At 56.7% G+C, this 19,532-nt stretch carries 15 protein-coding genes; 7 read left to right on the top strand and 8 right to left on the bottom strand.

The window, feature by feature from the left end:
• Positions 1-34 precede the first annotated feature (34 nt).
• Entirely contained in the window at positions 35-763 is a 729-nt protein-coding gene (locus tag FNY10_RS15995; RefSeq protein ID WP_131049881.1) for a response regulator transcription factor, read from the bottom strand.
• A 273-nt stretch (positions 764-1,036) separates the two neighbouring features.
• Here FNY10_RS15995 and fdhF point away from each other — a divergent pair, with 273 nt between their 5' ends.
• Entirely contained in the window at positions 1,037-3,184 is a 2,148-nt protein-coding gene (gene fdhF, locus FNY10_RS15990) for a formate dehydrogenase subunit alpha (protein ID WP_141965563.1), read from the top strand.
• Between the two features lie 211 nt (positions 3,185-3,395).
• A complete protein-coding gene (locus tag FNY10_RS15985; RefSeq protein WP_131049879.1) occupies positions 3,396-4,079 on the top strand; it encodes a tetratricopeptide repeat protein in 684 nt (227 codons plus the stop codon).
• 561 nt (positions 4,080-4,640) lie between these two features.
• On the opposite strand, the gene gltP is transcribed toward FNY10_RS15985, so the two are convergent.
• On the bottom strand, positions 4,641-5,954 hold the full coding sequence (gltP, locus tag FNY10_RS15980; RefSeq protein WP_100685336.1) for a glutamate/aspartate:proton symporter GltP: 1,314 nt from the start codon (positions 5,952-5,954) through the stop codon (positions 4,641-4,643).
• A 411-nt stretch (positions 5,955-6,365) separates the two neighbouring features.
• Between gltP and acs the strand changes: the two genes are divergently transcribed.
• From acs to actP, 3 genes are all read left to right on the top strand, one after another.
• Complete coding sequence (gene acs, locus FNY10_RS15975) at positions 6,366-8,324, top strand: acetate--CoA ligase (protein ID WP_131049878.1); 1,959 nt, start codon at positions 6,366-6,368, stop codon at positions 8,322-8,324.
• Between the two features lie 183 nt (positions 8,325-8,507).
• The gene (locus FNY10_RS15970; protein ID WP_131049877.1) at positions 8,508-8,822 is read left to right on the top strand and encodes a DUF485 domain-containing protein; all 315 of its coding nucleotides are present in this window, start codon (positions 8,508-8,510) and stop codon (positions 8,820-8,822) included.
• A complete protein-coding gene (gene actP / locus FNY10_RS15965) occupies positions 8,819-10,468 on the top strand; it encodes a cation/acetate symporter ActP (RefSeq protein WP_141965567.1) in 1,650 nt (549 codons plus the stop codon). The genes FNY10_RS15970 and actP overlap by 4 nt, the downstream gene beginning before the upstream one ends.
• 33 nt (positions 10,469-10,501) lie before the next feature.
• Here actP and FNY10_RS15960 read toward each other — a convergent pair whose 3' ends face one another.
• Both FNY10_RS15960 and FNY10_RS15955 read right to left on the bottom strand, forming a co-directional pair.
• A complete protein-coding gene (locus tag FNY10_RS15960) occupies positions 10,502-11,191 on the bottom strand; it encodes an LrgB family protein (protein WP_131049875.1) in 690 nt (229 codons plus the stop codon).
• A complete protein-coding gene (locus FNY10_RS15955; RefSeq protein ID WP_100685330.1) occupies positions 11,184-11,594 on the bottom strand; it encodes a CidA/LrgA family protein in 411 nt (136 codons plus the stop codon). The genes FNY10_RS15960 and FNY10_RS15955 overlap by 8 nt, the downstream gene beginning before the upstream one ends.
• A 103-nt stretch (positions 11,595-11,697) precedes the next feature.
• On the opposite strand from FNY10_RS15955, the gene FNY10_RS15950 reads away from it, so the two are divergent.
• On the top strand, positions 11,698-12,579 hold the full coding sequence (locus FNY10_RS15950) for a LysR family transcriptional regulator (RefSeq protein WP_100685329.1): 882 nt from the start codon (positions 11,698-11,700) through the stop codon (positions 12,577-12,579).
• Between the two features lie 140 nt (positions 12,580-12,719).
• On the opposite strand, the gene FNY10_RS15945 is transcribed toward FNY10_RS15950, so the two are convergent.
• From FNY10_RS15945 to soxR, 3 genes are all read right to left on the bottom strand, one after another.
• Positions 12,720-14,366, bottom strand: a complete 1,647-nt coding sequence (locus FNY10_RS15945) for a Na+/H+ antiporter (protein ID WP_131049874.1) — start codon at positions 14,364-14,366, stop codon at positions 12,720-12,722.
• A gap of 273 nt (positions 14,367-14,639) precedes the next feature.
• Positions 14,640-15,989 carry an NCS2 family permease gene (locus FNY10_RS15940; RefSeq protein WP_100685327.1) on the bottom strand — a complete coding sequence of 450 codons (1,350 nt, stop codon included), beginning with the start codon at positions 15,987-15,989 and terminating at the stop codon, positions 14,640-14,642.
• 754 nt (positions 15,990-16,743) lie between these two features.
• Entirely contained in the window at positions 16,744-17,205 is a 462-nt protein-coding gene (gene soxR / locus FNY10_RS15935; RefSeq protein WP_100685326.1) for a redox-sensitive transcriptional activator SoxR, read from the bottom strand.
• A gap of 85 nt (positions 17,206-17,290) precedes the next feature.
• Here soxR and soxS point away from each other — a divergent pair, with 85 nt between their 5' ends.
• Positions 17,291-17,620 carry a superoxide response transcriptional regulator SoxS gene (soxS, locus tag FNY10_RS15930; RefSeq protein WP_004856516.1) on the top strand — a complete coding sequence of 110 codons (330 nt, stop codon included), beginning with the start codon at positions 17,291-17,293 and terminating at the stop codon, positions 17,618-17,620.
• Between the two features lie 4 nt (positions 17,621-17,624).
• Here the strand turns inward: soxS and FNY10_RS15925 are convergent, their stop codons facing one another.
• Complete coding sequence (locus FNY10_RS15925) at positions 17,625-19,208, bottom strand: EAL domain-containing protein (RefSeq protein ID WP_131049873.1); 1,584 nt, start codon at positions 19,206-19,208, stop codon at positions 17,625-17,627.
• Between the last annotated feature and the right edge of the window lie 324 nt (positions 19,209-19,532).

Here is a 19,532-nt window from a genome sequence, read left to right as displayed (position 1 = left end):
ATTATTTCCCCCGCTGGCCCCGCATCTGCCGGGGCTACGCCGCTCTGTCGCCGTGGATAACATCCGCGGCGAACACATAGCCCAGGCCGCGTAGGGTTTTGATAAGCGTCGGCTGATGCGAATTCGGTTCAATTTTGCGCCGCAGGCGCATAATCAGCACGTCAATTGTCCGGTCAAAGACTTCGGTGCTCTCGCTATGGGTCAAGGCCAGCAACTGTTCGCGATTGAGCACCCGGCGGGCGTTTTGCGCCAGCGCCAGCAGCAGGCTGTACTCTCCCTGGGTCAACGGCACCGCTTGCTGTTGCGGATTAAACAACTCGCAGCGAAACGTATCCAGCCGCCAGCCGTTAAAGAGCAATCCCGCGCCGCTGCCCGCGCCTTCAACACCCAGCGCGCCGCTGCGCCTGAGCACCGCCTTCACCCTGGCCACCACCACCCGGGAATTAAACGGTTTGGCAATATAATCATCGGCGCCCATTTCCAGCCCGACCACCACGTCGGATTCGCTGCCGAGGCCGGTCAGCATCACCACCGGTAAATCAGGCCGACTGCGCTGCAGCTGTTGCAGTACCAGCAGCCCGTTAGTGTCGGGGAGAATCATATCCAGCAGCACCAGCGAAATATCCGCCCGCCGGGCCGCCACCGCCAGCGCATCGCTGCCGGTCTGGCACACCAGCACGTCAAAAACATGCGCGCTGAGCACATCGCTAAGCAGTTCGCCAATCGCGCTGTCATCATCTACAACCAAAATGACCGGTTTCATAACTTGCCCCTGCCCGCACGGAACGATCTCTGTCTGATTAATTCAGCAAAGCCCCCCCGACAAATCCATTATCGGATCGCGTTTCTTCAATCCATGTCACATCTCGCCCCTCTTCGACACGTCAAAACTGACGACGCCCTGCTTTTCGTCAGCATTTAGCCCAAACAATCGACGTATCATCAGTCAATATCCACAATAAAAACATGGCATAGAAGATGCATGTTGACGGCGTGATAGCGCATATGCGCCCATTGATGAATTGGAGCAAGACCGATGAAAAAAGTCGTCACGGTTTGCCCGTATTGCGCATCAGGTTGCAAAATCAATCTGGTGGTCGATAACGGCAAAATCGTCCGGGCTGAGGCGGCACAAGGGAAAACCAACCAGGGGACCCTGTGTCTGAAAGGCTATTATGGCTGGGATTTCATTAACGATACCCAGATCCTCACCCCGCGCCTGAAAACCCCTATGATCCGCCGTCAGCGTGGCGGCAAACTGGAATCCGTCTCCTGGCAGGAAGCGCTCGACTACGTCGCCACCCGTCTCAGCGCCATTAAGGCGAAGTACGGTCCGGACGCGATTCAGACTACCGGCTCATCCCGTGGGACGGGTAACGAAACTAACTATGTGATGCAAAAGTTCGCGCGCGCCGTTATTGGTACCAATAACGTCGACTGCTGCGCTCGCGTCTGACACGGCCCTTCGGTTGCAGGTCTGCACCAGTCGGTCGGTAATGGCGCCATGAGTAATGCCATCACAGAGATTGATAACACCGATCTCGTGTTTATCTTCGGGTACAACCCGGCAGATTCACACCCTATTGTGGCGAATCACGTGATTAACGCCAAACGCAATGGGGCAAAAATCATCGTCTGCGATCCGCGAAAAATCGAAACCGCGCGCATCGCCGATATGCACATTGCGCTGAAGAACGGCTCAAACATTGCGCTGCTCAACGCCATCGGCCACGTGATTATTGAAGAAGATCTCTACGATAAATCCTTCGTCGCCAGCCGTTCCGAGGGTTTCGAAGAGTATCGCAAAATCGTCGAAGGCTATACGCCGGAGTCGGTGGAAACTATCACCGGCGTCAGCGCGCAGGAGATTCGCGCCTGTGCCCGCATGTACGCCAGCGCGAAATCCGCCGCCATCCTGTGGGGCATGGGCGTGACCCAGTTCTATCAGGGCGTTGAGACCGTACGCTCGCTGACCAGCCTGGCGATCCTCACCGGTAATCTCGGCAAACCGAGCGTCGGCGTTAACCCGGTGCGCGGCCAGAACAACGTTCAGGGCGCCTGCGATATGGGCGCGCTGCCCGATACTTATCCAGGCTATCAATACGTGAAGTTCCCGGAGCACCGCGAGAAGTTCGCCAGAGCCTGGGGCGTCGAGAGCCTGCCGGCGCATACCGGCTATCGCATCAGCGAGCTGCCGCACCGCGCGGCACACGGCGAAGTACGGGCGGCGTACATTATGGGCGAAGATCCGCTGCAGACCGACGCCGAGCTCTCTGCCGTACGTAAAGCGTTTGACGAGCTGGAGCTGGTGATTGTCCAGGATATTTTCATGACCAAAACCGCCGCGGCGGCCGATGTCATCCTGCCGTCCACCTCGTGGGGCGAGCATGAAGGCGTCTATACCGCAGCGGACCGCGGCTTCCAGCGCTTCTTTAAAGCGGTAGAGCCGAAGTGGGACCTGAAAACCGACTGGCAGATCATCAGCGAAATCGCCACCCGGATGGGCTATCCGATGCACTACAACAACACCCAGGAGATCTGGGACGAGTTGCGGCATCTGTGCCCGGACTTTTACGGCGCCACCTACGAGAAAATGGGCGAGCTGGGCTACGTCATGTGGCCGTGCCGCGATGAGTCCGATGCCGACCAGGGGACCTCTTATCTGTTTAAAGAGCGCTTCGACACCCCGAACGGCCTCGCGCAGTTCTTCACCTGCGACTGGGTTGCGCCGATCGATAAGCTCACCGACGAGTACCCGATGGTGCTCTCCACCGTGCGCGAAGTGGGCCACTATTCGTGCCGTTCGATGACCGGCAACTGTGCGGCGCTGGCCGCGCTGGCGGATGAACCGGGCTATGCGCAAATCAATACCGCCGATGCCGCGCGACTGGGCATTGAGGATGAGGCGCTGGTGTGGGTTAACTCGCGTAAAGGCCGCATTATCACCCGCGCGCAGGTCAGCGATCGGCCGAATAAAGGGGCGGTCTATATGACCTATCAGTGGTGGATTGGCGCCTGTAACGAGCTGGTCACGGAGAACTTAAGCCCGATAACCAAAACGCCGGAGTACAAGTACTGTGCCGTCAACGTTGAGCGCATCGCCGACCAGCGCGCCGCCGAACAGTATGTGATTGATGAGTACAACACGCTGAAAGCCCGCCTGCGCGAAAGCGCAATGGGTTAATCAGGCCGCCTCCGTGGAGGCGGCGCTTCGCGCCTGCCCTGGCTATCGAACCGCAGACAACGGCGAATCGGTAGCCCGGGTAAGGCGTTTACGCCACGGCCCGGAAAAACAGACGGCACGATTGTCAGGCTATTCCCCACAAGTTCCCGTCGTTTTCTTCTTCTTCACCTGCCTTTATACTGCGCGCTGTGTTCATGACCGATAATAAAAAATGAAATACCTCTATTTACTTCTGATGCTGTTCTCTCTTGCCGCAGGCGCCGCGGATCCCGGCAGCCAGTACAAACAACAGGCGGAAGCCGGCGATCCGCGGGCGCAGTACTATCTTGCCGATACCTACGTCAGTTCCGGCGATTATCAGCAGGCCGAATACTGGGCGCAGAAATCGGCCGATCGCGGTGACGGGGATGCGCTGGCGCTGCTGGCTCAGCTGAAAATTCGCAACCCGCAGCAGGCCGATTACAAACAGGCCAGAGAGCTGGCTGAGAAGGCGGTGCAGGTTGGCAGCAAGGCAGGAGAAATTATCCTGGCCCGCGTGCTGGTCAATCAACAGGCCGGGCCGACGGACTATTCCCATGCCATCATCCTGTTACAGGATGCCGCCCAGGATCCAGAAAGCGACTCCGCCGTCGACGCCCAGATGCTGTTAGGTTTGATTTACGCCAGCGGCGTGCAGATAACAGAGGATGACGCCAGGGCAACGGACTATTTTAAACGCAGCTCCTCGCTGTCCCGTACCGGCTATGCGGAATACTGGGCCGGGATGATGTTCCTGCAGGGAGAACAAGGCTTTATCGAACCCAACCAGCAGAAAGCGTTGCACTGGCTCAACGTCAGCTGTCAGGAGGGGTTTGATACCGGCTGCGAAGAGTTCGACAGGATAAGTAAAAGATAAGAAAAAGCCCGGCGCGATGTCGCCGGGCGGTAAGAGCGCTGACAAACCGGCGTTGAACAGAGTGCCCGCGTTTTGCCGGGTGGCGGCTAACGCCTGACCCGGCCTACAACCCCCGCAATCTCAATACCTGCACACCCTCTGTAGGCCCGCGCAAGCGCAGCGCCGCCGGGCAATGCAAGAAGCAATCTGGAGCCAGCGCGATATCGCCGGGCGGTGAGACCGCTGACAAACCTGTTGGAACCCGGTGCCCGCGTTTTGCCGGGTGGCGGCTGACGCCTGACCCGGCCTACAACACCCGCAATCTCAACACCTGCAATCTCAACACCTGCACAAGCTCTGTAGGCCCGTGCAAGCGCAGCGCCGCCGGGCAATATAAGAAGCTATCTGGGCCCGGCGCGATGTCGCCGGGCGGTGAGACCGCTGACAAACCGGCTTTGCACAGGGTGCCCGCGTTTTGCCGGGTGGCGGCTGACGCCTGACCCGGCCTACAACCCCCGCAATCTCAACACCTGCACAAGTTCTGTAGGCCCATGCAAGCGCAGCGCCGCCGGGCGTTGTGTTTTATTGCGCGGTTTTATCAAATTTGCCCAGCACTTCGCGCTCATAGGCCAGCGCTTTTTTGCGGTCAAACTTGTGCTCCCACTTGGCGATCACCAGCACCGCCAGCGCATTCCCGACCACGTTCAGCGCGGTACGCGCCATATCGAGGATACGGTCAACACCGGCAATAAAGGCCAGCCCTTCCAGCGGAATCCCTACGCTCCCCAGTGTCGCCAGCAGCACCACGAAGGAGACGCCCGGCACGCCGGCAATCCCTTTCGAGGTGACCATCAGTGTCAGCACCAGAGTGATTTCCTGCCACAGCGACAGTTCAATACCGTACAGCTGAGCAATAAAGATCGCCGCGATACTCTGATACAGCGTTGAGCCATCGAGGTTAAATGAATAGCCGGTCGGCACAACAAAACTGGTAATAGAAGCCGGGGCGCCATAGGCTTCCATCTTCTCAATAATACGCGGCAATACGCTCTCGGAGCTGGCGGTGGAGTAGGCCAGAATCAGCTCGTCTTTCAGGATACGGATCAGAATCCAGATACTTAATCCGCATACCCGCGCCACGATCCCCAGCACCACCAGCGCGAAGAACAGAATCGCGAAGTAGACCAGGATAACCAGTTTGGCCAGCGGCCACAGCGAGGCGAAGCCAAAGGTGGCAACGGTCACCGAAATCAGCGCAAACACCCCGACCGGCGCATAGCGCATCACCATGTGGGTCACTTTGAACATGGTTTCGGAAATGGAGCGGAACACGGTCACCAGCGGTTCACGATGGGTCGCTGGCAGCGAAGAGAGCCCCAGGCCGAACAACACCGAGAAGAAAATAATCGGTAACATATCGCCTTTCGCCATCGACGCGACAATATTGGTCGGCACCAGCGACAGTATCGTACCCATCAGACCGTGAGCGTGGCTTTGCACCTCTGCCGTGGTGTTTTGATATTTCGAGATATCCACCGCGGCCAGCTGCGACATATCAATACCGCTGCCCGGCTGGAAGACGTTGGCCAGGGTAATCCCCAGCACAATCGCCACCGTAGTGATCACTTCAAAATAGATAATGGTTTTCGCGCCGATACGGCCCAACTGCTTCGCGTCGCCAACGCCCGCAATCCCGACAATCAGCGTCGAGATGACAATCGGAACAACGATCATCTTGATCAGGTGGATAAAGATATCGCCCGCCGGCGTCAGGAGGTTCGAGATTAACCAGTCACGGCTTTCGGCGTGGTAATGCAGGTAACTGCCCAGAAGTATGCCCAGCACCAGGGCCAGCAAAATTTGCCAGGCCAGGCTGACTTTTGTTTTTTTCTTCACTACAGACTTCCTCAATGAAAGGCACCATTCCAGGAGGTAATGGTGCCCACTGAAAGGGGTATGAATTGTGTTGCGTTGCTTTATAGGGTTATTTAACGCGCAATATCAGTATCATTTGCACGGCATGCTACGCAAGTCTTTAAGAACAGCGGTTTACTCTGGTTTTATGCATAAACCCGCTAATATCCCCCCCTTATGTTGCATAAGTATTTGTTATAAAAAATATTTAATACATTCAATTTCTATAAATCCATTTCAGAAATTATTTCACACCAAAGTTTCATTTGATTGCTTTTCATTCAATTTATTTATTGCGTGATCTGCCCCCCAAATAGCAAACAAAGCCGCCAAAGCCCCTACTATTAACGTTTATTTGACATATATTTAACAACCTACAGGAGAAAAAAAGCCATGAGCCAAATACATAAACACCCTATTCCCGCTACGATTGCGGAACGTTGCCTGATTAACCCGGAACAGTACCAGGCGCAGTATCAGCAGTCCGTCACCGACCCGGATGCCTTCTGGGGCGAGCAGGGCAAAATCCTTGACTGGATGCGGCCCTACACGCGCGTGAAGGACACCTCATTCGCACCGGGCAACGTCTCTATTAAATGGTATGAAGACGGCACGCTGAACCTTGCCGCTAACTGCCTCGACCGCCACCTGGCCGAACGCGGCGACCAGACCGCGATTATCTGGGAGGGCGACGACGCCAGCCAGAGCAAACATATCACTTATCGCGAGCTTCACCACGACGTCTGCCGCTTTGCTAACGTCCTGCTCGACCTCGGCATTAAAAAGGGCGATGTCGTCGCTATCTATATGCCAATGGTGCCGGAAGCCGCCGTCGCCATGCTGGCCTGCGCCCGTATCGGCGCGATCCACTCGGTTATCTTCGGCGGTTTTTCTCCCGAAGCGGTCGCCGGCCGTATCATCGACTCGAACTCTCGTCTGGTCATCACTGCCGATGAAGGGCTGCGCGCCGGGCGCGCGATTCCGCTGAAGAAGAACGTTGACGATGCGTTAAAAAACCCGCATGTGAAAAGTATTGAGCATGTGGTGGTACTCAAACGTACCGGCGGCAAAATCGACTGGCAGCAAGGACGCGACCTGTGGTGGAGCGATCTGATCGAGAAAGCCAGCGACCAGCACCAGCCGCAAGAGATGAATGCGGAAGACCCGCTGTTCATCCTCTATACCTCCGGTTCAACCGGTAAACCCAAAGGGGTGCTGCACACCACCGGCGGCTATCTGGTCTATGCCGCCACCACCTTCAAATATGTCTTTGACTACCATCCGGGCGATATCTACTGGTGTACCGCCGATGTGGGCTGGGTGACCGGCCACAGCTATCTGCTGTACGGCCCGCTGGCCTGCGGCGCCACCACGTTGATGTTTGAAGGCGTGCCGAACTGGCCGACGCCGGCGCGGATGTGTCAGGTCGTCGATAAGCACAAAGTTAATATTCTCTACACCGCGCCGACGGCGATCCGCGCGCTGATGGCGGAAGGCGATAAGGCCATCGAAGGCACCGACCGCTCTTCCCTGCGTATTCTGGGCTCGGTCGGCGAGCCGATTAACCCGGAAGCCTGGGAGTGGTACTGGAAGAAGATCGGCAACGAGAAATGCCCGGTGATGGATACCTGGTGGCAAACTGAAACCGGCGGCTTCATGATTACGCCGCTGCCGGGAGCCATTGAGCTGAAAGCGGGTTCCGCCACGCGTCCGTTCTTCGGCGTGCAGCCGGTGCTGGTCGACAATGAAGGCACTCCGCTGGAGGGCGCGACCGAAGGCAACCTGGCTATCGCCGACTCCTGGCCGGGACAGGCGCGGACCCTGTTCGGCGACCATGAGCGCTTTGAACAGACCTACTTCTCCACCTTCAAAAATATGTATTTCAGCGGCGACGGCGCGCGTCGTGATGAAGATGGCTACTTCTGGATCACCGGCCGCGTCGACGACGTTCTGAACGTATCCGGCCACCGTCTGGGGACCGCCGAAATCGAATCGGCGCTGGTGTCGCACCCGAAAATCGCCGAAGCGGCTGTGGTCGGCATTCCGCATAACATCAAAGGCCAGGCGATTTACGCTTATGTGACGCTCAATCACGGTGAGGAGCCGACGCCAGAGCTGTATGCGGAGGTGCGCAACTGGGTACGCAAAGAGATAGGCCCGCTGGCGACCCCGGACGTGCTGCACTGGACCGATTCATTACCGAAAACCCGCTCGGGTAAGATCATGCGACGTATTCTGCGCAAGATTGCCGCGGGCGATACCAGCAACCTCGGCGATACATCAACACTGGCGGATCCTGGTGTCGTGGAGAAACTGCTCGAAGAGAAGCAGGCCATCGCGATGCCGTCGTAAACGGACTCATTCCCTACACCCTCTCCCCGTGAGGGGAGAGGACATAAATCATACGCCCTAAGGATTCCACGTAGCAGGACAGCAGTAAGCACCCTCTCTTCCCGACAGCATGTTGCCGGGCGGATAAGTGCTGCCGACGGTCAGCGCGGGGATGACGAAAAGGGTACCTCTGGAGACGCTGTAATGAATGAGCAACTTTGTCAGCGGATAGAAGATAGTGCGCATTTCAGGGAGTTAGTTGCAACCCGGCAAAGGTTTGCCGCCATCCTGTCACTGATTATGTTGGTGATCTACGTGGGCTTTATTCTGCTCATCGCTTTCGCCCCCGGTTGGCTGGGTACGCCGCTGCATGCCGGTACCAGCGTCACCCGAGGTATCCCGATCGGCATCGGCGTTATCGTCATCTCTTTTGTCCTGACCGGGATTTATGTCTGGCGGGCGAATGGCGAATTTGACCGTCTGACCAAAAGCGTTATCAACGAGGTGCACGCATCATGAAGAAAGTCCTGACGGCGATTGCCGCCACGCTCCCTTTTTCCGCGAGTGCCGCTGACGCCATTACCGGCGCGGTACAACGCCAGCCGACGAACTGGCAGGCGATCGTCATGTTCCTGATCTTTGTCGCCCTGACGCTGTATATCACCTACTGGGCGTCAAAACGCGTGCGCTCGCGCAGCGATTATTATACCGCAGGCGGAAATATCACCGGCTTTCAGAACGGGCTGGCGATCGCCGGCGACTTTATGTCGGCCGCCTCCTTCCTCGGTATTTCCGCGCTGGTCTACACCTCCGGCTACGACGGGCTGATTTACTCCCTCGGTTTCCTGGTCGGCTGGCCGATTATTCTGTTCCTGATTGCCGAGCGCCTGCGTAACCTCGGGCGCTACACCTTCGCTGACGTCGCCTCTTATCGCCTTAAGCAAGGGCCGATTCGTACTCTCTCCGCCTGCGGTTCGCTGGTGGTGGTGGCGCTGTATCTGATTGCGCAGATGGTCGGCGCAGGCAAACTGATTCAGCTGCTGTTCGGCCTGAACTACCACGTCGCGGTGGTGTTGGTCGGCGTGCTGATGGTGCTCTACGTCCTCTTCGGCGGTATGCTCGCCACCACCTGGGTGCAGATTATCAAGGCCGTTCTGCTGCTGTGCGGCGCCAGCTTTATGGCCTTTATGGTCATGAAGCACGTCGGCTTCAGCTTCAACAATCTGTTCACTGAAGCGATGGCGGTGCATCCGAAAGGCGCGGCGATTATGAGCCCTGGCGGACTGGTGAAAGACCCGATATCGGCGCTGTCGCTCGGCCTCGGCCTGATGTTCGGTACCGCCGGTCTACCGCACATTCTGATGCGTTTCTTCACCGTCAGCGATGCGAAAGAAGCGCGTAAGAGCGTGTTCTACGCTACTGGGTTTATGGGCTATTTCTATATCCTGACCTTTATTATCGGCTTCGGCGCGATCATGCTGGTGGGGGCGAATCCCGCATTCAAAGACTCCGCAGGCGTGCTGATCGGCGGCAACAATATGGCGGCGGTACACCTCGCCGATGCGGTGGGCGGCAACCTGTTCCTCGGCTTTATTTCAGCGGTCGCCTTCGCCACGATTCTGGCGGTGGTCGCCGGCTTGACGCTAGCCGGCGCATCGGCGGTCTCTCACGACCTGTATGCTAACGTCTTCCGTAAGGGCGCCAGCGAGCGCGATGAGCTGCGGGTCTCAAAAATTACCGTTCTGGTACTGGGGATCGTGGCGATTCTGCTGGGGATTTTGTTTGAGAATCAGAACATTGCCTTCATGGTGGGTCTGGCCTTCTCCATCGCCGCCAGCTGTAACTTCCCGATCATACTGCTGTCGATGTACTGGTCGAAGCTAACCACTCGCGGTGCCATGGTGGGCGGCTGGCTGGGGCTGCTGACCGCCGTGATTCTGATGATCCTTGGCCCGACGATTTGGGTCCAGATCCTCGGCCATGAAAAGGCGATATTCCCGTATGAGTATCCGGCGCTGTTCTCTATCGCTATCGCCTTTATCGGTATCTGGATCTTCTCCGCCACCGATAACTCGGCGGAAGGGATGCGCGAACGCGAGCAGTTCCGCGCTCAGTTTATCCGTTCGCAAACCGGGATCGGTATCGAACGCGGCCAGGCGCACTAACCTGACTCTCCCCGGCCGCCCGGCCGGGGAACATTAAAACATCAGCAGGCGCACCAGCGGCGCCGCCAGTACCATCACCACGCCAGACAACATCATCACCAGACTGGCCACCACCCCTTCCTGCGGTCCCAGCTCATAGGAGCGGGCGGTACCTGCGCCGTGCGAGGCGGCGCCAAATCCAGCGCCTTTTGCCATCCCTGCGCGAATGGCGAGCCTCATAAACAGCGCATCGCCCACCGCCATACCAAACACGCCGGTGATCACCACAAACAGCGCCACCAGCTCCGGCTGGCCGCCGATCGGTTTTGCCGCCGCCAGCGCAAACGGCGTGGTGATCGAACGCACCGCCAGACTACGCTGAATCGCATCCGGCAGCGTCAACAGTCGCGCCAGCCACACGGAGCTGGTCACGGCGACAACCACTGCCGTCGTTACGCCCGCGGTCAGCGACATCCAGTGCCGTTTAATGATAGCCAGGTTGTCATACACCGGGACGGCAAACGCGATGGTTGCAGGCCCCAGCAGCCATAACAGCCAGTGGGTCTCGCCCATATAGTTCTGATAGGAAATGTGGCCGAAAACCAGAATCAGCACCAGCAGTATCGGGGTAAACACCAGCGGCATCAGCGGCAGCTTGTGGAAGCGGCGATACAGGCGCTTATTGGCGAAATAGAGTACCAGCGTCACCACCAGGCACAGGACGCTCAGTTGAAAATCACTCATGCTTCATCCGGCTGACTTCATAGCGATACACTTTATCCACCACCCATGCCGTTGCCCCCAGCACCATCAGGGTACTCAGCGCAATCACCAGCAAGATCCGCCAGCCGTCGACCATCAGCAACTGGGTATAGTTCACCACCGCCACCACTGCCGGAACAAAGAACAGCAGCATTTCCGCCAGCAGCCAGCGGGCGCCAGCCCGCACCCATTTTAGCGGGATAACCCGACAGACGATCAGCGTCAGCAGCAGCAACATGCCGACCAGGTTCGCTGGCAGCGGCAGATGCAGCCAGTTAACCAAATATTCAGCGCAGACGAACAATCCGGCATATATCAGCACCTGAACCGGGACCTGGAGGCGCTGGACAACGAAGGGGGTCACACGAGCTGGCGCGAAGGCCATGAGCGAAATTCCTGAAAAAGAAGCAAGATGTAAAGTATAGAGAGCCGCCCGAACGGACAAAAATGAATTAAAATCATCACAGGTATAGTCTCAGGGAATAATTATGGATATCCGAACGCTGCGCTATTTTGTCGAAGTGGTGCGTCAACAGAGTTTTACGCGCGCTGCGGAAAAACTTTTCGTCACACAGCCCACGATCAGCAAAATGCTCAAAAATCTGGAAGATGAGCTGAACTGCACCCTGTTGATTCGCGATGGCCGCCGGCTCCTGCTGACCGATACCGGTCGGGTTGTCTTCGAGCGTGGGCAGGCGATTCTGGGCGAGTTTCATCAGCTGGAATCGGAGCTGAACGATATTAACCACCTGTACAAAGGGGTCCTGAGACTGGGGATCCCGCCGATGGTCGGCATGCTGATGGCCGAACCGATTAGCCTGTTTCGCCAGCGCTACCCGGGCGTGGAGCTGAAAATTGCCGAGTTCGGTGGCCTGACGGTCCAGCAGGCGGTGAGCAACGGCGAACTGGATCTCGCCATGACGGCGTTGCCGGTAGATGAAGACAGCGGCCTGAGCACGTTGCCGCTCTTCAACCATCCGCTGTGCGTGCTGACGCCAAGAACGGAGGAGTGGGAAAGCGTTCAGTCACTGTCGCCGGAAGCGCTCGCGGCCCATCCGCTGGTCATTTATAACGAAGGTTTCGCTCTGAACCGGCAGCTGATGGCGCTGTTTACCTGTCATGAGGTGAAGCCGCGCATCGCGGTGCGCAGCGGCCAGTGGGATTTCCTCGCGGCTATGGTGCAGGCGGGCATCGGCGTGGCTATCCTGCCGCAACCGATCTGTGAACGTCTCGATGCGGAGAATTTTTGCTCGATACCGCTGCAGAGCGAGCTGCACTGGGAGCTGGGGATGATCTGGCGGGAAGGCGTTTATCTGTCGCACAGCGCGCAGGCGTGGCTGGAATGCAGTAAAGCGTTCTGGCTGAAGTAAGTTCCCGGAGGCGGCGCGCGGCGGCTTCATTCCGGGTCGCGGCGTAAACGCCTTATCAGAGCGACGCTTTCACCCCAACCCGTCCCGCACGCGCCTTTTTACCCGGCAAGCAAAAGCGCCGCCGGGGAGAAGGTACGCGATTACTGATCTTCGATGAGCAGCGCTTCCAGCAGGTCAAGGTCGTGGAGCAGCTTCTGCAGCGTTTCATTGCTGATCTGTCGGGTCGCCCGAAGATGATACAGCTCGCCGCGTTCTGAACGCAGCGCCGCCAGGCGGAACCGACGCTCAAGCTGCTCTTCGAGTATCGAGGTTTCCACATCGTTACGTCCGTCGACGCGGCGGCGCAGGTTACCAATCACCCGCGAACTGACCTCGGTAAGCAGTTGGTTATCAATATTCTCTTTGGTATCGGCCGCCAGACGCTCTTCCATTTTCTGAATCGCGACAATCGCCACATCCGCCGTCGCCGCGCGCGCCAGCCGCTCTTCTTTCCGCTGCTGAACGTGGTCGCTCGATTCAATGTGGCGGAGCAAAATCGGCAGCGCAATCACCCCGACAAACAGCGAGAACAGAATCACCCCGGCGGCCAGGAAGATCAGCTCATAGCGGGCCGGGAAGACGTTGCCGTCCGGCAGCAGCAGCGGAATCGACAGCACACCGGCGAGGGTTATCGCCCCGCGGACTCCGGCAACGGAGGAGATAAGCAGCTCACGGGTGGTCCACGAACCAAATTCCATCGGTTTCTTTTTCAGGAAACGCTGGCTTAATTTGCGCATCGTCCACAGCCAGCCAAAACGCACCAGCATCAGCGCGGCGTAGATCAGGATAATGTCGGTAAACAGCATCCAGGTTTCAACATTAGGATCCGCTTCCGCCGCCACCAGCGATGTCGACAGAATCTCCGGCAGTTGCAGGCCCAACAGCAGGAACACCATGCCGTTAAAGACAAATTCCAGCATCGCCCAGGTACTGTTCGCTCGCAGGCGCATGGCCAGCGGCGCGGTGCGCATCACACCGGAACGGGTGATGGTCATCCCCGCCGCCACCGCCGCCAGGATCCCGGATACACCGATATGTTCCGCGATCAGATAGGAGGCAAACGGCAGCAGGAACAGCAGCACAATCTGCGTCGCTGGCTCATCGCCGCCCCAGCGGCTGAGGAAGCGCATCGAACGACCATACAGCCAGCTCACCACAAACCCGGCGAGGATGCCGCCGATGGCGACTTTGAGGAACTCGACCGTCGCACCGCCGACGGTAAAGACCATCGTGCCCATCGCCACGGCGACGGCAAACTTCAGCGAGACCAGGCCGGAGGCATCGTTCATCAACGCCTCGCCCTGCAAAATCCCCATAATTTTTTTCGGAATGCGCCCTTCGCCCACGATGCCTGACAGCGCCACGGCATCGGTCGGTGACAACACCGCCGCCAGCGCGAAGGCGGGAATCAGCGGAATACCCGGCACGATCCAGTAAATGAGGAAGCCAATCCCCACCACCGTCACCAGCACCAGCGCCAGCGCCAGCCCGAGGATTTCTCGTCCGTGCTCAATAAATTCGCGGGTCGGCGTTTTCCAGCCATCGGCAAAAAGCAGCGGCGGGATAAACAAGACCAGGAACAGCTCGGGGTCGAATTCAACGTGCAAACCAAACGTCGGCCACGCCAGTAGCGCGCCAATGGCGATTTGCATCAGTGGTAGTGGGACCTGAAAGGGCAGTACGCGTGTAACCACCCCGGAGAGAGAGACCACGAGGGTCATAATGAGTATGGTGAAGAATATTTCCATGTGTTCCCTGTTTGCTGGGTTTTCTTATTTTATACCCTCAATAATTCGAGTTGCAGGCAGACAGCGACGCAGGGAATCCCCAGGAGCTTACTGAAGTAAGTGACTGGGGTGAGCGAGAACAGCCAACGCTCATGCAACTTGAAGTATGACGGGTATACACCGGAGGCGTCATGTCTCTGGATAATACGCTACTCAGATTAACGCAAAAGGAAACAGGATGTGGCTTAAAAATAAAACGGGCGGCCTGAGCCGCCCGCGATGCGCAAGAAAAGCTTAAATGGCCCAACCGCCGGCGTAGAAGATAACCAGCGCGGCCGCGATGATGACGGTCCCCACGTTCAGCTTACGCCACTCGCCGGAGACCAGTCGGCCAATCACCAGGGTGGCAAAGCCGATCATGATGCCGGTGACGATGTTACAGGTCAGCACGATAAAGACCGCGGTGATAAGCCCGGCCATCGCATCGACGAAATCGTTAAAGTCGATTTTCGCCACGTTGCTCAGCATCAGCAGACCGACATACATCAGCGCAGGCGCCGTGGCATACGCAGGCACCAGATAAGAGAGCGGAGAGAGGAACAGAATCAGCAGGAACAGCACGCCAACGGTCACCGCGGTGAGGCCGGTTTTACCGCCCGCCGCAGTCCCCGCCGCCGATTCGATATACACCGCCGCCGGCGCCGCCCCGACGACGCCGGAGAAGACGCTGCTCAGGGAGTCGGTGGTCAAGGCTTTACCGCCGTTGATAATCTGCCCGTCTTTATCCAGCAGGTTTGCCTGCCCCGCTACGGCGCGAATGGTGCCGGTGGCATCAAATACCGCCGTCATCACCAGCGCCAGCACGCTTGGCAGAATCACCGGGTTCAGCGCGCCGATGATATCGAGGCTGCCAATCAGCGAGTTGCCTTTGTCGTCGCTCAGCGACGGCATCGCGAAAATACCGGAGAAATGGACGTTCGGGTCAAAAATCAGCCCCACGATCGACACGCCGATAATGGTCAGCAGAATACCGCCCGGCACTTTCATTTTTTCCAGGCCAATGATCACCGCCAGCCCCACCAGCGACATAATCACCGGGAAGCTGTTGAAGTGACCCAGCGCGACCGGCAAACCGTCCAGCGGGTTTTTAATCACCAGGCCCACGCTGTTGGCGGCGATCAGCAGCAGAAACAGGCCGATACCTATCCCGGTGCCGTGCGCAACGCCCTGCGGTAAATTGCGCAGGATCCAGCTACGAATACCGGTGGCGGAGATAACGGTGAACAGCACGCCCATCAGGAACACGGCGCCCAGCGCAACCGGAATACTGATGTGCTGGCCCAGCACCAGGCTGAAGGCGGTGAACGCGGTCAGCGAAATAGCGCAGCCGATGGCCAGCGGCAGGTTTGCCCACAGCCCCATCACCAGAGAGCCTACGCCGGCGACCAGACACGTGGAGACGAACACGGCTGCCGGAGGGAACCCGGCTTTACCCAACATGCCCGGGACCACAATGACCGAGTACACCATCGCCAGGAAGGTGGTTAAACCGGCAACAATCTCCTGACGCACGGAGCTGCCACGAGCTGAAATTTTAAACCAGGCGTCTAACGAACCGCCGGTACGCGCTGAAGGCGTAGACATAGAAAACTTCCCCTGAAAATTTTAATCGTTCGTCCGTATGCGTGGTGGACCATCCACTGCCAGTTAAACGCGATCTCCTTGTGCTCTCTCACAGCGCCAGGGGGGCTGCAAAAAGCAAACGTTTAACTCCGCGCATACAACATACAATACGGTGGTCAGAATGCATTTGCTCCCCCCAAGCGGGGTAAATAATGAGCAAAATACAAAAGCAAACGATTATCCAGCCTTTAGACGCGCCTTTTCAACTGAAGTTTGTGTTAATTCGCTAAATTTTGCTTATGGCGTTCATCAAATAACCAGTCGATGCGCAAACGTTATCGTCCATGCGCAATCAGGTAACATTTTTGTATTGCGCTGATAGCAATTCACTGCGGTCATCACAAAAATCACTGCCTCACTACGGGTAGCTGACAATACGATAAGGCAGCTGGCGTTCTTCAAACGCCCACCGCACGCGCTGGGATCGCAATGGATTGGGAGGGTGTACCGTCAGTATGGACGGTTCTCCGGTTATTCGTTCAAATTCACGACAGGAACTGACGGTGGTTAGCGGAAAAATTTCGCCAAAATAAACGGGTGAAAACGCCGGGCTGTGCCACAATTAAATTGTCGGCGCAATCCGGAACCTCCATCAACATCTTGCGCAATACCGAGGGGAGCCGATGTCGGGGGAAACCCTCCTGCGAACCATCAGGATAATGTTAAAGACAAAGACCGGAAAACAACTAAAGCGCCCTGTTGTGGCGCTTTAGTTTTATACATCATCCTCCAGCAGTCGCGCGCCGGTCCCCTCTTCACCCAGCTTATCTCCCGGGTTGCGCAGCGGGCAGTCGCGTCGCGACAGACAGCCGCAGCCGATACAGCCATCAAGCTGGTCGCGCAGCGCCGTCAAGGTATGAATACGCCGATCAAGCTCTTCCCGCCACTGCGATGAGAGCTGCTTCCACTCCTTCGCGCTGAGGTTATGCCCTTCCGGCAACACGCCAAACGCATCGCCAATGGTCGACAGCGGAATGCCGATTCGCTGAGCGATCTTAATGATCGCCACCGCGCGCAGCACATCGCGGCGATAGCGCCGCTGATTACCGGCATTACGCTGGCTGTGGATTAACCCTTTGCTTTCATAGAAATGCAGGGCAGAGACGGCCACGCCGGTTCGTTTTGCCACCTCGCCGGGGGTCAACAGCATTTTCATACGGGGGGATTTCTTTTCCATAAAAGCGCTTTGCCTCAAGTTAACTTGAGGAATTATACTCGCCCGCAGACAAAACGACGAATCGAGAATTGAGAGAGGCCGCTTTATGTCCCATCAGGATATTATCCAAACGCTTATTGAATGGATTGATGAACATATCGATCAACCACTTAACATTGATGTAGTCGCCAGAAAATCGGGGTATTCAAAATGGTACCTCCAGCGGATGTTCCGCGCCGTGATGCATCAAACGCTGGGCGATTACATCCGCCAGCGGCGGCTGCTGCTGGCGGCGGAGGCACTCCGCACGACCCAGCGGCCGATCTTTGATATTGCGATGGATCTGGGCTATGTGTCGCAGCAGACGTTCTCACGGGTATTTCGCCGGGAGTTCGATCGTACCCCCAGCGATTATCGCCATCAAATTTCCGCCTGAGCGTTCACATACAAGGGCTGAGCAGCCCAGGCGCGTTGGCCAGCCACTGCCTGAACTCCTGCGGCGGCATCGCTTTCGCAAAGTACCAGCCCTGACAATACCGGACCCCGCGCTTTCGCAGCCAGTTGACCTGATCCGCGGTTTCGACGCCTTCGGCAATGGTCTTTAAGCGCAGGCTGTGAGCCATTTCAATAATATGCTCGGCGATCGTGTAGCTGGCACTGTTGGTGGTGAGCGTGTCGATAAACGATTTATCGATCTTCAGAATGTCTACATTAAGCGAGTGGAGATTCTGCAGATTAGAATAGCCGGTACCGAAGTCATCGATGGCAATTTCATACCCGGCTTCGCGGAATGCCTGGATGACCGGCATAATTTTCTGTACGTCAATAAATCCGCGCTCGGTGACTTCAATTTTAATTTGATGGCTATTCACCGCGTAATTCCGCGCCTTTTCAGTGATTTGGCTAATAAGCCGCGAAGAGTGGAAATCGGTGGCCGACAGGTTAATCGCAATATACAGATGTGGATGTGCGGCCAAAAATTCGCCAAGCCCGGAGAACAACTCATCCACCACGTAATCGGTGACCTGCGCAATCATCCCTTCATTTTCCGCCAGCGGAATAAACTCCGCCGGGGTCATCACCGGTCCGTCAAATCCCGGCCAGCGCAGCAGCGCTTCGGCTCCGACGCAGAGGTTATTTTCGATATCGATTATCGGCTGATAATGCAGGCACAGCTGACGCCGGTTGAGCGCGCGCTGCAGCATATTGCGCGGCGAATGGTATTGCTGTCGGCTGCGCGACCACACCAGTAAAATCAGAATGCTGCAAACGCCCCCCAGCGGGAGGGTGAGCGTCACCTGATCATAAAAGCTCTGGTAATAGCTGGCGTACGGGGTAGACATAATCACGGCGATCGGGCGAATGGCGGAATGGGCCACGGTGTACACCCGGTTACCCTGCCGGAAAAAGGCATCTTCCTGACGAATCAGGCCATGCAGTGCCGGAGTGTCGGCATTTTTACTGGTGGAGAAAAACTGATAGGTTTTTGTATCGTACAAGCCGTAGGATAAATCTTTATCGCTCGATATTAACGAACTGTAGGAGAGCGGATTAATCACCGCAATGTAGTGCCCGCGCTGCATATAGTTCATCGCAAAGCCGGGATAGAAAGGCGTGTCGCGATAGTAGTAGATAGCGATGTCCGGCTTTTTTGTATAATTCGCCGCAGGAATACGCCATGCGCTATCGGTGCGGACCGCAGTTGAGCAAAACAAACGCGTACCGTCGGCATAAATTAAATCATCGATATAAAGCAGGCTGCGAACAATAGACAACATATATTGCTGATGTCCGGGAGAGCATATTGTCCCTTTAAACTGCAAGGCTTTTTCGCGCGCGCGATCGGCCTCATCAACCACCATTTCCGTTTTCTGCAGCGCCAGCTGTGAAAATGCATGCAGCCGGTCGGAGGTTTCTGCTTTTGCTCTGATTTGCGCAAACCACAGCGCCAGCACAATGGGGAGCAGAACCACCAGCGTCATTCCCAGTATTCTCAACGCGTTACGCAGTGTGCGACGATTCATTTCCGTTTTTTATCCATGCGACATACCTTATCACGGTAAAAGATCACACTCGTTGTTATACAACAGAGACTATTTTCAGTAACCCGCCATTTGATGTAAAAACCCCATTATCAATAATGATGAATAATACTGATTGCGCAGGGAATCAAGAAACATTCTCCGCATTATAAGAAAGAGCCGTTCTCTGATTCGGTTTATCCGTACGATCTGTAAGAATAAGTAATCAAAGCCGCAGATAACGAGCACAAAAAAGAAATCACACGCCGGGAAGCCCCGGCTACCTGTTTGACGTCACGGCAAATGAACATTCCATTATTACCCACA

The organism is Klebsiella sp. Lac1, assembly GCF_009825425.1.
Lineage (GTDB): Bacteria > Pseudomonadota > Gammaproteobacteria > Enterobacterales > Enterobacteriaceae > Klebsiella > Klebsiella electrica.
Note: the sequence above shows the minus strand (reverse complement) of the source record. Positions and strands in the feature narration are given on the sequence as shown.

Coding starts and splice junctions, on each gene's coding strand:
- FNY10_RS15995 (WP_131049881.1), bottom strand. CDS start 763: ATGAAACCGGTCATTTTGGTTGTAGATGATGACAGCGCGATTGGCGAA.
- FNY10_RS15985 (WP_131049879.1), top strand. CDS start 3,396: ATGAAATACCTCTATTTACTTCTGATGCTGTTCTCTCTTGCCGCAGGC.
- acs (WP_131049878.1), top strand. CDS start 6,366: ATGAGCCAAATACATAAACACCCTATTCCCGCTACGATTGCGGAACGT.
- FNY10_RS15970 (WP_131049877.1), top strand. CDS start 8,508: ATGAATGAGCAACTTTGTCAGCGGATAGAAGATAGTGCGCATTTCAGG.
- actP (WP_141965567.1), top strand. CDS start 8,819: ATGAAGAAAGTCCTGACGGCGATTGCCGCCACGCTCCCTTTTTCCGCG.
- FNY10_RS15960 (WP_131049875.1), bottom strand. CDS start 11,191: ATGAGTGATTTTCAACTGAGCGTCCTGTGCCTGGTGGTGACGCTGGTA.
- FNY10_RS15955 (WP_100685330.1), bottom strand. CDS start 11,594: ATGGCCTTCGCGCCAGCTCGTGTGACCCCCTTCGTTGTCCAGCGCCTC.
- FNY10_RS15950 (WP_100685329.1), top strand. CDS start 11,698: ATGGATATCCGAACGCTGCGCTATTTTGTCGAAGTGGTGCGTCAACAG.
- FNY10_RS15945 (WP_131049874.1), bottom strand. CDS start 14,366: ATGGAAATATTCTTCACCATACTCATTATGACCCTCGTGGTCTCTCTC.
- FNY10_RS15940 (WP_100685327.1), bottom strand. CDS start 15,989: ATGTCTACGCCTTCAGCGCGTACCGGCGGTTCGTTAGACGCCTGGTTT.
- soxR (WP_100685326.1), bottom strand. CDS start 17,205: ATGGAAAAGAAATCCCCCCGTATGAAAATGCTGTTGACCCCCGGCGAG.
- soxS (WP_004856516.1), top strand. CDS start 17,291: ATGTCCCATCAGGATATTATCCAAACGCTTATTGAATGGATTGATGAA.
- FNY10_RS15925 (WP_131049873.1), bottom strand. CDS start 19,208: ATGAATCGTCGCACACTGCGTAACGCGTTGAGAATACTGGGAATGACG.